The 14,245-nt window shown below is 68.1% G+C and carries 19 protein-coding genes and 1 pseudogene; 9 read left to right on the forward strand and 11 right to left on the reverse strand.

Annotated elements, in window-relative coordinates:
* Nucleotides 1-26 precede the first annotated feature (26 nt).
* A complete protein-coding gene (locus tag test1122_RS11155; protein WP_232269021.1) occupies nucleotides 27-962 on the forward strand; it encodes a DUF368 domain-containing protein in 936 nt (311 codons plus the stop codon).
* Between the two features lie 8 nt (nucleotides 963-970).
* On the opposite strand, the gene test1122_RS11160 is transcribed toward test1122_RS11155, so the two are convergent.
* Nucleotides 971-1,729, reverse strand: a complete 759-nt coding sequence (locus tag test1122_RS11160; protein ID WP_232269022.1) for a MerR family transcriptional regulator — start codon at nucleotides 1,727-1,729, stop codon at nucleotides 971-973.
* Nucleotides 1,730-1,869: 140 nt separating this feature from the next.
* Here test1122_RS11160 and leuE point away from each other — a divergent pair, with 140 nt between their 5' ends.
* Entirely contained in the window at nucleotides 1,870-2,529 is a 660-nt protein-coding gene (leuE, locus tag test1122_RS11165) for a leucine efflux protein LeuE (RefSeq protein ID WP_232269023.1), read from the forward strand.
* A gap of 83 nt (nucleotides 2,530-2,612) precedes the next feature.
* Here the strand turns inward: leuE and test1122_RS11170 are convergent.
* Nucleotides 2,613-2,789, reverse strand: a pseudogene (locus test1122_RS11170) (transcriptional regulator); the annotation flags it as partial.
* Between test1122_RS11170 and test1122_RS26685 the strand changes: the two are divergent.
* Nucleotides 2,741-3,082, forward strand: a complete 342-nt coding sequence (locus tag test1122_RS26685) for a DUF6879 family protein (RefSeq protein WP_338423530.1) — start codon at nucleotides 2,741-2,743, stop codon at nucleotides 3,080-3,082. The pseudogene test1122_RS11170 and the gene test1122_RS26685 sit on opposite strands and share 49 nt — an antisense overlap.
* Here test1122_RS26685 and test1122_RS11175 read toward each other — a convergent pair.
* Complete coding sequence (locus test1122_RS11175) at nucleotides 3,056-3,709, reverse strand: PadR family transcriptional regulator (RefSeq protein ID WP_232269024.1); 654 nt, start codon at nucleotides 3,707-3,709, stop codon at nucleotides 3,056-3,058. The genes test1122_RS26685 and test1122_RS11175 overlap by 27 nt on opposite strands.
* A 93-nt stretch (nucleotides 3,710-3,802) precedes the next feature.
* Here test1122_RS11175 and test1122_RS11180 point away from each other — a divergent pair, with 93 nt between their 5' ends.
* On the forward strand, nucleotides 3,803-4,525 hold the full coding sequence (locus tag test1122_RS11180) for a VOC family protein (RefSeq protein WP_232269025.1): 723 nt from the start codon (nucleotides 3,803-3,805) through the stop codon (nucleotides 4,523-4,525).
* A 105-nt stretch (nucleotides 4,526-4,630) separates the two neighbouring features.
* Here test1122_RS11180 and test1122_RS11185 read toward each other — a convergent pair whose 3' ends face one another.
* Both test1122_RS11185 and test1122_RS11190 read right to left on the reverse strand, forming a co-directional pair.
* Nucleotides 4,631-6,088: an aldehyde dehydrogenase family protein gene (locus test1122_RS11185; protein ID WP_232269026.1), complete on the reverse strand. Its 1,458-nt coding sequence runs from the start codon at nucleotides 6,086-6,088 to the stop codon at nucleotides 4,631-4,633.
* A 58-nt stretch (nucleotides 6,089-6,146) separates the two neighbouring features.
* The gene (locus test1122_RS11190; protein WP_232269027.1) at nucleotides 6,147-6,986 is read right to left on the reverse strand and encodes a helix-turn-helix domain-containing protein; all 840 of its coding nucleotides are present in this window, start codon (nucleotides 6,984-6,986) and stop codon (nucleotides 6,147-6,149) included.
* A gap of 267 nt (nucleotides 6,987-7,253) precedes the next feature.
* Here test1122_RS11190 and test1122_RS11195 point away from each other — a divergent pair, with 267 nt between their 5' ends.
* Entirely contained in the window at nucleotides 7,254-7,796 is a 543-nt protein-coding gene (locus test1122_RS11195; RefSeq protein WP_232269028.1) for an ATP-binding protein, read from the forward strand.
* A gap of 16 nt (nucleotides 7,797-7,812) precedes the next feature.
* Here test1122_RS11195 and test1122_RS11200 read toward each other — a convergent pair whose 3' ends face one another.
* The 6 genes from test1122_RS11200 to rpmG form a co-directional block, all read right to left on the reverse strand.
* Nucleotides 7,813-8,052 (reverse strand): DUF397 domain-containing protein, encoded by a 240-nt coding sequence (locus tag test1122_RS11200; protein WP_232269029.1) that lies wholly within the window; start codon nucleotides 8,050-8,052, stop codon nucleotides 7,813-7,815.
* Nucleotides 8,053-8,303: 251 nt separating this feature from the next.
* Nucleotides 8,304-8,582, reverse strand: a complete 279-nt coding sequence (locus tag test1122_RS11205; protein WP_232269030.1) for an ArsR/SmtB family transcription factor — start codon at nucleotides 8,580-8,582, stop codon at nucleotides 8,304-8,306.
* 4 nt (nucleotides 8,583-8,586) lie between these two features.
* On the reverse strand, nucleotides 8,587-8,829 hold the full coding sequence (gene rpsR, locus test1122_RS11210) for a 30S ribosomal protein S18 (protein WP_232269031.1): 243 nt from the start codon (nucleotides 8,827-8,829) through the stop codon (nucleotides 8,587-8,589).
* A 48-nt stretch (nucleotides 8,830-8,877) separates the two neighbouring features.
* Complete coding sequence (locus test1122_RS11215; protein ID WP_232269032.1) at nucleotides 8,878-10,038, reverse strand: CobW family GTP-binding protein; 1,161 nt, start codon at nucleotides 10,036-10,038, stop codon at nucleotides 8,878-8,880.
* Nucleotides 10,038-10,292, reverse strand: coding sequence for a type B 50S ribosomal protein L31 (locus test1122_RS11220; RefSeq protein WP_232269033.1), 255 nt, complete (start codon nucleotides 10,290-10,292; stop codon nucleotides 10,038-10,040). The genes test1122_RS11215 and test1122_RS11220 overlap by 1 nt, the downstream gene beginning before the upstream one ends.
* A 12-nt stretch (nucleotides 10,293-10,304) precedes the next feature.
* Nucleotides 10,305-10,469 carry a 50S ribosomal protein L33 gene (gene rpmG / locus test1122_RS11225; protein WP_232269034.1) on the reverse strand — a complete coding sequence of 55 codons (165 nt, stop codon included), beginning with the start codon at nucleotides 10,467-10,469 and terminating at the stop codon, nucleotides 10,305-10,307.
* A 57-nt stretch (nucleotides 10,470-10,526) separates the two neighbouring features.
* Between rpmG and rpmB the strand changes: the two genes are divergently transcribed.
* The 4 genes from rpmB to test1122_RS11245 all read left to right on the forward strand — a co-directional run bounded on the left by rpmB (nucleotide 10,527) and on the right by test1122_RS11245 (nucleotide 14,244).
* Complete coding sequence (gene rpmB, locus test1122_RS11230; RefSeq protein WP_232269035.1) at nucleotides 10,527-10,763, forward strand: 50S ribosomal protein L28; 237 nt, start codon at nucleotides 10,527-10,529, stop codon at nucleotides 10,761-10,763.
* The gene (rpsN, locus tag test1122_RS11235) at nucleotides 10,763-11,068 is read left to right on the forward strand and encodes a 30S ribosomal protein S14 (RefSeq protein WP_232269036.1); all 306 of its coding nucleotides are present in this window, start codon (nucleotides 10,763-10,765) and stop codon (nucleotides 11,066-11,068) included. Before rpmB ends, rpsN begins: the two co-directional genes overlap by 1 nt.
* 236 nt (nucleotides 11,069-11,304) lie before the next feature.
* A complete protein-coding gene (locus test1122_RS11240) occupies nucleotides 11,305-12,267 on the forward strand; it encodes a DUF3048 domain-containing protein (protein ID WP_232269037.1) in 963 nt (320 codons plus the stop codon).
* Between the two features lie 90 nt (nucleotides 12,268-12,357).
* Complete coding sequence (locus tag test1122_RS11245; RefSeq protein ID WP_232269038.1) at nucleotides 12,358-14,244, forward strand: ABC transporter ATP-binding protein; 1,887 nt, start codon at nucleotides 12,358-12,360, stop codon at nucleotides 14,242-14,244.
* Nucleotide 14,245 lies beyond the last annotated feature (1 nt).

A 14,245-nucleotide genomic window follows, 5' to 3' on the forward strand; every position in this document is an offset into this window, starting at 1 on the left:
AGGGCTTCCCGGGGAAACAGGAGATCATGGCCAACTCACTCGGCACCCGACTGTTCAACGCGTTCCGCGGGTCACTCATCGGCGCCGCCGAGGTGGTACCCGGTGTCAGCGGCGGCACGGTCGCTCTGATCATCGGCGTCTACGAAAAGCTCATCGGCGGCGCCGGGAACATCACCACGGCCGTCCGCTACGGCCTCACCGATCTGCCCCGCGGCCGGGGCACGGCGCGGGCCGCAGCGGAGCTGCGCAAGGTCGACTGGGGGGTCATCTTTCCCCTGATGATCGGCATGGCCGCCGCCCTGGTGCTGGGCGCCAAGCTGATCGCCCCGCTGGTGGAGGACCACCAGCAGTACGCGTACGCGCTCTTCTTCGGCCTGGTGCTGGCCTCCCTGTGGATCCCCTTCACCCACTCGGGCCGCCGCTGGACGCCGGCCAACTACGCGCTGGCTCTGCTCGTAGCGGCAGGCGCGTTCCTGCTCACGGGGCTGCCCCCGGCGAACGGGACCGTCAGCCCCGTAAGCATCTTCCTGGGTGGCTCGGTCGCCATCTGCGCCCTGGTGCTGCCGGGCCTGTCCGGCTCCTTCATTCTGCTGACGCTCGGGCTGTACGAGCCGGTGATCGACGCAGCGAACAACCGGGACCTGGGCCTGCTGGCCGCCTTCGGCCTCGGCTGCCTCGTCGGCCTGGCGCTCTTCGTCAAGCTGCTGAAGTGGCTGCTGGAGCACCATCACCACCTCACCCTGGTGGTGATGACCGGGCTGATGGCCGGTTCGCTGCGCGCGCTGTGGCCGTGGCAGGACGAGGACCGCAACATCTTCGCCCCCGGCGACGCCGCGCCCCAGACCTTCGCCCTGCTGGCCCTGGGCTTCGCCATCGTCGTCACGGTCCTCGTGGTGGAACACCGCCTGCGCCGCGCGAAGGCCCAGCCCGACCAGCCCCGCCGCCGCCACGCCCGCGTGTAGACCCCGGGTCAGACCGCGCGGGCCGCGTTGGCGAGGATCGCCCCCCGCAGATACACGGCCAAGCCGGGCTTGATGTTCTCGTATGTCGCGGTGAACCGCTCATCCGCGACATACATCTCCGCGAGCCCGGTATGCACCTCGTACCCGCAGTCGTAGAAGTACCGGCAGATCTGCTGCCGGTGCTCCTCGGCCAGCTCCATCGCGGCCGGTGACTGCGGCCCGGCCCCGGACTCCATCAGCGCGACGATCCGCCGGTTGAGGTCGCCCTGCTCAGCCTTGATCCGCAGCCAGTCCTCCTTGCCGTACGCAGCGACCCGCCGCTGCGACTCCCGGTACGGTTCACCGCCGCCCCAGCGCCGCTCCGCCTCCTGCGCATACTCATCCGGATCAAAGTCCCCGAAGACCTCGAACTTCTCCTCGGGCGTGAGATTGATGCCCATCCTCCGTGCCTCCATGGCCTCTTCAATGGCGGCGGCCATCTTCCGCAGCTTCTCCATCCGGTCAGCCAGCAGCCGGTGCTGCCGCCGCAGATGCGCGTACGGATCCGCGCCCGGGTCATCAAGCAGCTGAGCGACTTCCTCCAGCGGGAAGCCCAGCTCCCGGTAGAAGAGGATCTGCTGCAACCGGTCCAGATCGGCATCGCTGTACCGCCGGTGCCCCGCGTAAGTGCGCTCGCTGGGCGCCAGCAGCCCGATCTCGTCGTAGTGGTGCAAGGTGCGCACCGTGACCCCGGCGAAACCGGCGACCTGACCAACGGAGTAGCCCACGTCCGCCGCCTCCTTCTCTCGCTTACACGCTCCACGGTCCACCCTCACGCCACGTGAGGTGCAAGCGCGACGGCCTTTCGCTGTCCCAGAAAGCAAAAACCCCTACACCCCTGACATCGGCACATGCCAGGCTGCCGCTCATGCTGGGAATCACCGATCTGCCGACTTATCTGGTGGGCCTTGCCCTGATCATCCTGCTGCCAGGGCCAAACTCGCTCTACGTCCTATCGGTAGCGGCCCGCCGTGGCGTGCGCGCGGGCTATCAGGCGGCCGGTGGTGTGGTCTGCGGCGACGCGGTGCTGATGATCCTGTCGGCGGGCGGGGTCGCCTCGCTGCTCAAGGCGAGCCCGGTGGCGTTCTCGGTGGTGAAGTTCGCGGGCGCGGGCTACCTGACCTGGCTCGCGGTGGGCATGCTGCGGGCGGCCTGGAGGCTGTGGCGCGGCCGGGGCGAGGCGGTGCGGGTCGAGGAGGAAGCGGCCCCCGCACGGCCGATCGGTGAGCGGCCGTACCGCCGAGCGTTGCTGGCCAGCCTGCTCAACCCCAAGGCCATCCTGTTCTTCGTCTCCTTCTTCGTGCAGTTCGTGGACCCCGCCTACCCCTATCCGGCACTCTCTTTCGTGGCGCTGGGCACCTGGGCACAGCTGTTCAGCATCGCCTATCTGTCGGTGCTGATTTTCAGCGGCGCCCGACTGGCAGCCGCCTTCCGCAAACGCCGTCGGCTCCAGGCCGGATCCTCAGCAGCAGCAGGCACCGCCTTCCTTGGGTTCGCGGCCAAGCTGTCTATCGCTGGCGGAGGTTAGGTCCCGAGAGGTCGTCGGCCAACGCAAGCCTTACGTGCATGCACGTCTGCGCTAGATACGTATGGAAACGGGCGCCTTAGGTGTTATCGCAGTGCCTCGATGGCGTTGACGATGAGCGCCCGGGCCTCGGCGCCGTATACGGCCAGGCCGCGTAGCTGGTCGAACGCTTTCAGGTACAGGGCGATCTCGCTCGGCTGAGTGACGGTCACCCGTGCCGACAGCAACTCGATGGATACGAGGGTGTCGTCGCAGATGTGGAAGGACCGGACAGGGCAAGCGCGTCGAGCCAGTTCGGCTGATCGACGCACCCCCCTCTGACTTTCTACGCTTCGAGCTGTGGGGCACCCCGCACAATCTCAGTGCGGGGGAGGACATCCGCTACCTCCAGCGCGCAGAGGCCAAACCCCTCGGCCTGCCCGAGTACGACTACTGGCTTTTCGACAGCCGCATCGTGGCACGGCTCCAGTTGATCAGCGCAGGGCTTCGGGCAACGCAGTATGAGCCCCAGAGTGGCGCGGCGCGGCGGTCACCGCCGTGGATCGGGGCCACGTAGCTGGTCCGTCCCCGTCGCGTACGGGTTCTCCGCGCCCTCCGGGAGTACGTTCACTTCCCGCTCGCCCTCGCCCGCCATCACATACGCGCCGTTCTCCAGCCGCTCGATCAGGCCGCGGGTCCACTCCGCGCCGCTGTCGGAGGTGTGGACCCACAGGCCCATGATCTCGCCGATGTGTCCCCACTCCTCGGGTGTGGAGCCCTCCGGGGTCCAGTGCTGGGTGACTTCGGCGCGCCAGTCCTCCAGGGCGGCCACCCGCTCCTTGAGCAGTGCGATGGCCTCCTCGCGGGGCAGGTCGACGATGAAGCCGACGCCGGAGGTCAGCATGTCCTGCTTTTCGTCGATCGCCGTCAGCGCGTGACGGAGCAGCTTCAGATACTCCGTCTCACCGGCGTCGGTGAGTTCGTACTCGGTGCGGGGTGGGCCCCCGGCCGTGCTCGGGGCGACATCGTGGGCACGCAGCAGTCCCTGCTTGGCCAGCTGTTTGAGCGCGTGGTAAATCGAGCCCGGCTTGGCGTTGGACCACTCGTGGGCGCCCCAGAACTCCAGGTCGTTGCGGACCATATAGCCGTGCGCCCGCCCATGCTGGCGTACCGCCCCCAGTACCAGCAGCCGGATCGCTGACATCGTCGCCCTCTCTGCGCGTTCTCTGATCTCACCAGCCTAGATGGTGATGTATTCAAGTTTGACTAGTTGGGCCGGTCTCTCTACGCTCGCGCCATGACTGAGAAAGTGGCTCCGGGCCTCAGCTGCCCGTCTCTCTCCGAACAGCTGGACTTCTACCGGGCCCTCGGCTTCGAGGTGACCTACGAGCAGCACCGGCCCTACTCCTTCGGCGCCGTCGAGTACGGCGACGGTATCGAGCTGCACTTCGTCGTGGACGACTCGGTTGTCCCCGAGGAGTCCTGGGGCGGCTGTTACATCACGACGGACCGGGTGGACGAGCTCTACGCGGCCTTCCGGGCCGGACTCAAGCAGGCCTTCGGCAAGATACCCACCCATGGCATTCCCCGGATCGGGCAGCTGAAGGACACCTCCTACGGAGTCCGCCAGTTTCTGCTGACAGATCCCGGCGGCAACTCCGTCCGCGTCGGTCAGCCGAATGGCGAACCCCTGGAGCACGGCCCGGCCCCGAAGGAGAAGTTTGCCAAGGCGGTGCACTACGGCTGGCTGCTGGGGGAGTCCAAGGGCGATCCGGCTCAGGGCGCCAGAATCCTCGACCGTGCTCTGGCCGAGGAGACCCCTGCCTCCCAGGCGGAGTATGTGTTGGCGCTGATCCTGCGGGCCGATCTTGCGGCGCAGCTGAAGGATACGGAGACCGCGCGACGGCTGCTGGCCGAGGCGGAACCGGTGGAGGCGGAGCTCAGCGAGGCCGAGCGGGCGTCGGTGGCCGACGAGCTGGAGCGGGCGGCGGATCTGCGGGCGGCGCTCGGGGGCGACTGAGCGGCGGAGTTCGCCCCGGCCACCCCCGCACCGCCGGGTGGCCGCTGACGACGACATTACGGGCCCTTGCGGTCAGGTTCGTCCGCAAGGAAGAGAGAGGGGACTTCAGAAGGGGAAGCCGCTGCGGCCGTGCTGGATGGCGATCCACTTCGTCGTGGTGAACGACTCCACGAAGTGCTCGCCGTTCAACCGTCCGAGGCCCGACTGCTTCTCGCCGCCGAAGGGGACGATCGGCTCATCGGCGACCGTGGAGTCGTTGATGTGGATCATGCCGGTCTCGATCCGGTGGGCGACGGCCACACCCCGGTCGACATCGGCGGTGTGCACGGCCCCGCTGAGACCGTACGGGGTGTCATTGGCGACCCGTACGGCCTCGTCCTCACCGTCGACGGGGATGATCAGCGCCACCGGGCCGAAGATCTCCGTACGCAACGCCGGGGCGTCGGCAGGCAGATCCGTCAGCACCGTCGGCGAGACAAGGCTCCCGTTGGTCTCGCCGCGCAGCAGCACCGTGGCGCCGGCGTCGATGCTCTGCTGGACGACGGAGGTGACGCGGTCGGCCTGGCTAGAGTTGATCAACGGGCCGATATGGGTCTGCGGGTCCTGAGGGTCACCGACCTTCAGCGTCTTGATCTTGGCCACGAACTTCTCGGTGAACTCCTTCTCCACGCTGCGGTCGACAATGACCCGGTTGGCCGCCATACAGACCTGGCCCTGGTGAACGAACCGGCTGAATACGGCCGCGTCCACGGCGTAGTCCACATCGGCGTCATCGAGGACGATCAGCGCGCTGTTGCCGCCCAGTTCCAGTACGGCGTGCTTGAAGTGGCTGGCGGCGACCGTCGCGACATGGCGGCCGACGGTGTCCGAGCCGGTGAAGGAGATGACCTTCGGGACCGGATGTTCCAGCAGCGCGTCGCCGATCTCCGCGATATCGGTGATGACGACGTTGAGAAGCCCCTTCGGCAGCCCCGCGTCCTCCAGGATTCTGGCGACCAGCGAGCCACCGCAGATGGGGGTGTTCTGGTGCGGCTTGAGCACCACCGCGTTGCCCAGGGCGAGCGCGGGGGCCACCGACTTGAGGGAGAGCAGGAAGGGGAAGTTGAAGGGGGAGATGACGCCTACGACGCCCACCGGCAGCCGGTAGACGCGGTTCTCCTTGCCGTCCACCGGCGAGGGGACGATCTGGCCCTTGGCGCGCAGCGCCAACTGCATGGACTCGCGCAGGAACTCCTTGGCGAGGTGCAGCTCGAAGGCGGCCTTCAGCCGGGTGCCGCCGAGCTCGGCGATGATCGCCTCGGTGAGCTCCTGCTCCCGGTCCTCTATCAGGCGTATCGCACGCTCGAAGACCAGACGCCGGGTGTACGGATTGGTGGCCGCCCAGGCGGGCTGGTGCCGCTCAGCCGCGCGATAGGCCTGATCGACCTCATCCCTCGTGGCCACGGTGATGGAGCAGAGCTTCTCGCCGTTGTACGGGTTGAAGTCGATGATGTCCCAGGAACCGGTCCCCGGCACCCATTCACCATCGATGTGCTGATACGCCAAGTCCGTGAAATAGGGCATGCCATTCCTTCGGAGGGGGGTGGATACACTACTGATGAGTCGTCATCGTACTGGCGTTTTAAGCTAGTTGACGGACCTTGTGCAGATGGTCGCGGGTCCTGGCCGGAGAGAGGCTGCTCTCGACCAAGCGGTCCAGCACCTGGGCGTACTGTGCGACATCCTCCGCTTTGTCGAGATAGAGCGAGCCGGTCAGCTGCTCCAGATAGACGACATCGGGGATTTCCGGTTCCGGAAAGCGCAGCAGGGTGAAGGCGCCGCTCTCGGCAGGATGGCCGCCGAGCTCGAACGGCACCACCTGAAGCGTGACATTCGGCCGCTCGGAGAACTCCGCGAGATGGCGCAGCTGGGCATCCATGATGGCGCGGCTGCCAAAGGGGCGCCGCAGCGCGGCCTCGTCGAGGACGCAGCGGAACTGCGGGGCGTTCTCGCCGAGCAGCAGCTTCTGCCGCTCCATCCGCAGGGCGACCCGCCGGTCGATCTCCTCCTCGGACATCCGGGTCTTGTGGCCGCTGGCGACCACCGCGTGGGCGTAGCCCTCCGTCTGCAGCAGTCCGTGGACGAACTGCACCTCGTAGGTATGGATTTCTGCGGCGGCGCCCTCCAGGCCCACATAGGTCTGGAACCAGGCAGGCAGCACATCGCTGTAGCTGTGCCACCATCCCGCGATGCTGGACTCCCGCGCGAGATTGAGCAGGGGCTCGCGCTCGGCCTCGTCGGTGACGCCATAGAGGGTGAGCAGATCCGCGACATCACGCGCCTTGAAACTCACCCGGCCCAGCTCCATCCGGCTGATCTTCGATTCGGATGCCCGGATCGAATACCCAGCCGCCTCACGGGTCACCCCGCGCGACTCCCGGAGCCGCCGCAACTGGGACCCGAGCAGGATGCGACGCACCATCGACCCACTCGAACCACTTGTCCCATTCGCCCCACCACTCACCGGAATTACCCCTAATTTGATCGGACACTCGTCCCCGATTGAAGGGCAGTCTGCCATCTTCGGGCTCCGTTGCGTGCCCGTGCGGTTACACACGATCGAAAGTTACACATGCACGTGCATCTGCCCTTGCATCTGATGTTGGCATTGGGAACCATGGGAAGCGTCCAAGTGCACGGGGTGTCAACGCATTTGAGTCCCAACCGCCAAAGCCAGGGGGAGCTTGATATGGGGACCGAAGGATCGACCGTACTTGAGCCGTTATGGCAGGGCCTCCCACCGCTTGACTCCGGTGCGCTCTCCAGTTCCGCGTCCTGTGCACTGCCGTCGCACTACGAAGCGGTGAAGACAGCCCGGGAGTTCACCCGCGCCACACTGGGCGGCTGGGAGCTTTGCGATCACTTCGACAACGTCACGCTGGTCGTCTCCGAACTGGTGACGAACGCGCTTCGGCACGGACTGCCCACTGCCACCACCCCGGAGCTTGACCCTCCGGTACGGCTGCATCTGATGCGCTGGTCCGCACGGCTGGTCTGCGCGGTTCGCGACCCCAGCCGGAAGGCGCCACTGTCGGCCGATGCGGACGGCGAGGGGGGCGCTGGCGCCATCGCCGAGCTGATCGACCTCTCGGACTACACCGCCGAATCAGGGCGTGGGTTGTTTCTTGTGGAGTCGTTCAGCGACAGCTGGGGCTGGCAGCCCCTGGACGGAGCCCTGCCGGGAAAGGTCGTCTGGGCGCTCTTCCGCCTCGGCCCCATCAGTCCCGCGTGAGCCGGCTCCGTACGGGTCAGTCGCGTATGAGGTGGTCGAACTCGCCGTCCTTGATGCCCAGCAGCATCGCTTCCACCTCGGCCGGGGTGTACACGAGCGCGGGTCCCTCCGGGAAGCGGGAGTTACGCACGGCCACCTCACCCGTGGCCAGCTTGGCGAACTCCACGCATGTTCCCTGGGAATTGCTGTGCTTGCTCTTCTGCCAGGTGACCTCGTGGAGGTCCTGGGCTGCCATGCCGTTGTATGGGCGGTGCATAGAGGACTCCCCCGGAATAGTTCAGTACCCAACTAGCCGGGATGATAGCTCTGTTCACCTGCATATGCACGTGCTGATGCACGTGCACGACCGACTGTTCTGTCGTCATTACCCCCGGTAAGAGATGTGGAAGGCGAGCCAGCGCCTCCCTGAACAGGGGGAAAGCGAGCTGAGTCGGTGCCCATGGCATGGAAATAGACGCATACCGCGCCGCGCAGGTTGCCTGCCGCCGACTCAGCGGCTCAGCGGGCTCACTCCCACAGCCGCTCATACGGGGCCAGCCAGTCCCGTATCTCAGCGAGTGCCGCCACCTCCAGGCTGTAGTGCCGCTCCCGGCCGATCCGGCGCTCACTGACGAGACCGGCCTCCCGCAGCACCCGAAGGTGCTCCGAGAGGCTGGGGCGGCGCATATCGAAGCGAGCGGCCAGCTGCCGCACCGGCTGAGGCCCCTCCTCCCAGAGTACGCGCAGCACTTCCCGTCGGGTGGTGTTCGCGAGCGCGGCGAAGAGCGCGCCCTCTCGGTCGCCCATGGCGTCAGCGGGACGTGGACGCGTACGGCAGCAGTGCCATCTCACGGGCGTTCTTGATCGCACGGGCGACCTGCCGCTGCTGCTGCGCGGTGATCCGGGTGACCCGGCGGCTGCGGATCTTGCCACGGTCGGAGATGAACTTCCGCAGCAGATCGGTGTCCTTGTAGTCGATGTAGGTGATACCCGCCGCGTCCAGGGGATTGGGGCGGGACTTGACGGGCTTGCGCGTGGTGACACGACGGGACATGGCGGGACCTCGTTGTTTTTTATGGGGACGTGGACGTCTCAGCGGTGGTTACGAGACGGGGTCGAGCAGTTCGTCAAAGGCGGGCGGCAGCAGCTTCCAGGCCTCCGGGCCGCCTTCGTACTCGGCATCGGTGAGCAGGCAGGAGTCCAGCAGCGAGCGCAGCGCGTCGGTGTCCAGGCCGGGTGAGGTGAACACCAGATGCTGGGCGCGGTCGCCGTGCTCGGGGTGCCAGTCGAGGGCGGCCGCCGCGCGGCGTACCGGCGGCACCATGTCCCAGGCGGCGTCCGGCAGCGCGGCCAGCCAGGGCCCGGCGTTCTCCACGCAGAGCGCACCGCCCGCGGAGTCCCAGGACAGCAGGGTGTCGGGCCGGTCGGCGAGCCAGAAGCGGCCCCGGCTGCGGGCGGCCGCGCAGGACAGGTCCTCCAGCGCGGCGTAGAGCCGTCCGGGGTGGAAGGGCCGTACCCGGTGCCAGACCAGCGTCTCCACGCCCTCGGCGTCCGCCTCCTGTGGCAGCAGCGCACAGGCGGGGTGCTGCCGGGCGGCGGCGGCCTCCACGTCAAACCCCGCTGTGGCGGCGGCGATGAACTCCTCGGCGTCGATCCTGACCTGGCGGGCCATGGGGTGCAGTTGGTGCAGCAGCGCCAGATCCGCCGCGTCGGCCGCCTCCTCGCCGTCCACCAAGGCCAGCACCGGGGCGTACTCCAACTGGCGCGCCCAGGTGTCGGCGACGGTGCGCTGGTCGGTCGCGGCGGCGGCGAGCCCCGCCTCGGCGAGATCGTCACCGTTGGCGAGATAGGGCAGCACCAGCGCCGGGTCCACGGCGGTGACCACTCCGGCCAGCCGCAGCGCGTCATCGCTGTGTGCGGCGATGACCTCGGCCATCGCCTTGGGCTCCACGGAGTCCCACAGCTCGACCACGGCCAGCCGGCACAGCCCCGTGTCCGCCAGCCGCTCCAGCTCCGGCACCAGGTCCTCGCGGAGCGCGCAGCAGGCGCAGTCGTTGACCAGCGGCGCCTCACCGGTGTCCAGCACGCCACGGCACTCCCGTACGGTCCGGCGTACCGAGCCCTGCGAGGCGGCACTGGCCAGGTCGTGATGGAGGGCCACGCTGCCGGGCACGGCGGTCAGCAGCCGTTCGACGGCGGCCTTACGGGCGTCGGAGTGCAGCCCGCCGATGATGACGACGGGCAGCTTCTCACCTGCCTCCATCAGCGGGCCTCGCGCTTGCCGTAGCGCCGCTCAAAGCGCTCGACGCGGCCAGCGGTGTCCAGGACCCGGGCGGTGCCGGTGTAGAAGGGGTGGCTCGCCGAGGAGATCTCCACATCGATGACGGGGTAGGTGTTGCCGTCCTCCCACTCAATGGTCTTGTCGCTGTCGGCGGTGGACCGGGTGAGGAAGGCGAAGTCGGCGGCCCGGTCGCGGAAGACGACGGGGCGGTACGGCGGGTGGATGCCGGGCTTCATAGACGCGTACTCCTAGCGCTCTTCGCGGAAAGCGACATGGCGGCCGGCGACCGGATCGTACTTACGCAGCTCCAGTCGGTCCGGGTCATTACGGCGGTTCTTGCGGGTGACATACGTGTAGCCGGTCCCAGCGGTGGACCGGAGTTTGATCACCGGGCGTATTTCATTGCGGGCCATGCGGGTACTATACACAAACGAAAACCGTTTTCATTAGCTCCCGAGGAGGCCAGCCCCTTGTCCGCCCACTGCCAGCTCACCGGTCGCGCACCGGTCTTCGGCAAACAGATCTCCCACTCACACCGGCGCACATCACGCCGCTTCAACCCGAACATCCAGCGCAAGCGCTACTGGCTGCCCAGTGAGCACCGCCATGTGCGTCTCACCCTGAGCGCCAAGGGCGTGAAGACCGTGGACACCATTGGCATCGAGAAGGCCGTCGCCCGGATCCGGGCCCGTGGAGGCAAGGTCTGATGGCGAAGAAGAGCAAGATCGCTAAGAATGAGCAGCGGCGTGAGATCGTCGCCCGATACGCCGAGCGCCGGGCCGCGCTCAAGGCGCTCATCCGCAACCCGGCCACCCCGGACGCGGAGCGCGCCGCCGCCCAGCAGGAGCTGAACCGGCAGCCACGGGACGCCAGCGCGACCCGGCTCCGTAACCGCGACAGCGTCGACGGGCGTCCGCGCGGGCACTTCCGTGCGTTCGGGCTCTCCCGGATCAAGCTCCGGGAGATGGCGCACGCGGGCCAGCTGCCGGGCGTCCGCAAGTCCAGCTGGTAGCGGCTTCCCTCCATGTTGTGGGCACTCGCAGCCCCGCGAGGGGCTGTGGGTGGGCACAACACCGGCCACCGGCCCGCACCGGGCCAGCCCCGGGGCCCGGGGCGAAGCCCCGGTTTCCGGGAAGGGGCGGGATACGGGGAAACCCACCCCCCGGCACCCCGCAGCCGCGCAGCGGCAGCTCCGTTCCGGGAGCCGGCGCGGCACCCTGGAGGTAGGTCCACCCCGGGAGGCTCGCCATGGCGACAAAAACCGTGCTGGCCCTGCTGGCCGCAGTGATCGCCGGAGCACTCATCTTCTGGGCCTTCTGGGGCGCCGTCCAGCCCCAACTCGGGCAGCAGGACGACACCGAGCAACGCTCCCCGTACACCGGGCAACCGGCCGATCCGGCCCCGGTGCTCGCCGTAAAGGTCGACAACGCCAAGCAGGCCCGGCCGCACACCGGGCTCGACAAGGCGGACATCGTCTACGTCGAGAAGGTCGAGGGCGGGCAAAGCAGGCTGATCGGGATCTTCTCCAGCCAGCAGCCGGATTCGATCGGGCCGGTACGCAGCGCCCGGGAGTCGGATATAGAGCTGCTCCGGCAGTTCGACCGCCCCGCGCTCGCCTACTCGGGCGTACGGAAGGCGCTTATCGAGACCGTCGAAGAGTCCCCGCTCTACGCCCTGCCACCCGGCGACGCCCCCAAGGCATACTTCCGTGACCCCGACCGGCGGTCACCGCACAATCTCTTCGTCCGGCCCGAGGAGGCGCTGCGCGCAGCTCCCGACGCGAGCCTGAGCGAGGACATTGGCTTCCGCTTCGGCCCCCGGCCAGCGGACGGCAAGCCCACCGACGAGCGAACCGTCAGGTACGCCTCGGCCAGCACCTCGTTCAACTGGTCGGCCAAGGAAAAGCGCTGGCTGGCCTCGTTCGACGGCACACCGGCCCGGACAGAACAGGGCGAGCGGCTGGGCGCCCCGACCGTCGTCATCCAGCATGTGACCATGCAGCCTTCCCGCTACAAGGACGTCACCGGGGCCGTGACCCCGTATATCGAGACCGTGGGCAGCGGAAAGGCCACTGTGCTGCGCGACGGCCAGGCGTTCAACGCGACATGGCAACGGGAGACGGCCACCGACGGTACGAGCTTCAGCCAGCCCGGCGGCGAACCGATGCCCTTTGCCAGGGGCCAGGTCTGGGTGGTCTACGCCGACCGCTGAGCGGCCCTTCCCTCTGATCCTCTGATCCTTGACCTGAACCATGGTTCAAGTCCTACGGTCCTTACTACCGATTCTTTCCGGAGGTGCGGGATGTCCATGGAGATGACCGCGTGGCACGCGCTCTACAACGCGCGACACGCAACGAAGGACCAGCGGCCCTTCTCCCGTGCCACACTGCGGCGCATCTTCGCGTTCGCCCGGCCACACCGCCGCAAGATCGCACTGTTTCTGCTCTTCAGCGTGGCCACCGCGCTGCTCGCGGTGGCCACCCCGCTGCTGGCGGGCCGAGTGGTCAACGCCATCGTGGAGGGAGCGGCGGAACGCACCGTTGTGCTGCTCGCCATACTGATCGCGTTGATCGCCATCGCCGAGGCGGGCATCGGACTGCTGACCCGCTCGTTGTCGGCCCGGATCGGCGAAGGGCTGATCCTCGATCTGCGTACCGCCGTCTATGACCATGTGCAGAAGATGCCCATCGCGTTCTTCACCCGGACGCGCACCGGGGCGCTGGTCAGCCGACTCAACAACGATGTCATCGGCGCCCAGCGGGCGTTCAGCGATACCCTCTCCGGACTGGTCAGCAATGTGGTGACGCTGCTGCTCACCCTCGCGGTGATGCTCCAGCTCTCCTGGCAGATCACTCTGCTCGCGCTGGTCCTGCTGCCCGTCTTCGTACTGCCCGCACGCCGGATGGGCGCCCGGCTGGCCCAGCTCTCCCGCGAGGCCGCGAACCACAACGCCACGATGAGCACCCAGATGACCGAGCGGTTCTCCGCGCCCGGCGCCACCCTGGTCAAGCTCTTCGGCCGCCCGGAGCGGGAGTCCGCCGAGTTCGCCGAGCGCGCCAGCCGGGTGCGGGACATCGGGGTACGTACGGCCATGCTCCAGATGACCTTCGTCACCGCGCTCACCCTTGTTTCGGCCCTCGCCCTGGCGCTGGTCTACGGCCTCGGCGGCTTCTTCGCGCTGCGCGGCACGCTGGACGCCGGTGCGGTCGTCGCGCTGGCGCTGCTGCTCACCCGGCTGTACTCACCGCTGACCTCGCTGGCCAGCGCGCGGGTCGAGGTGATGAGCGCGCTCGTCAGCTTCCAGCGGGTCTTCGAGGTGCTCGACCTCAAGCCGCTGATCGAGGAGAAGCCGGACGCCCGGAAGGCCCCGGACGGCCCGCTGTCGGTCGAGTTCGACGCGGTGAACTTCGCCTACCCGTCCGCGGACAAGGTCTCGCTGGCCTCCCTGGAGGAGGTCGCCACCCTCGACATCCGTGGCGGCGAGCAGATCCTGCACGACGTCTCGTTCCGGGCCGAACCGGGCCAGCTGGTCGCCCTCGTCGGCTCCTCGGGGGCGGGCAAGTCCACCATCGCCCAGCTGGCGCCCCGGCTCTACGACACCGACAGCGGAACGGTCCGGCTCGGCGGCGTGGATGTCCGGGACCTGAGCGCCGAGGCACTGCGCCGTACGCTGGGCATGGTCACCCAGGACGGCCACCTCTTCCATGACTCCATCCGCGCCAACCTGCTGCTGGCCCAGCCGGAGGCAACGGACGACGAGCTCTGGAACGCCCTGCGCCGGGCCCGGCTCGACGGCCTGATCGTCTCTCTGCCGGACGGCCTGGACACCATCGTCGGCGAACGCGGCTACCGGCTCTCAGGCGGCGAACGCCAGCGGCTGACCATCGCCCGGCTGCTGCTGGCCCAGCCCCGGGTCGTCATCCTCGACGAGGCCACCGCCCACTTGGACTCCACCTCTGAAGCGGCCGTGCAGGAGGCGCTGACCGAGGCGCTGGAGGGACGTACGGCGGTGGTCATCGCGCACCGGCTGTCCACGATCCGCGCCGCCGACCAGATCCTCGTCCTGGAGGCAGGCCGCATTGTGGAGCGCGGCACACACGAGGAACTGCTGGCCCTCGGTGGCCGCTACGAGGAGCTGCACCGCACACAGTTCAGCGAGCCGGAAGGGGAGCCGGTGGCGGCAGCCTGAG

This window comes from Streptomyces gobiensis (assembly GCF_021216675.1).
In the GTDB taxonomy this organism is placed as follows: domain Bacteria; phylum Actinomycetota; class Actinomycetes; order Streptomycetales; family Streptomycetaceae; genus Streptomyces; species Streptomyces gobiensis.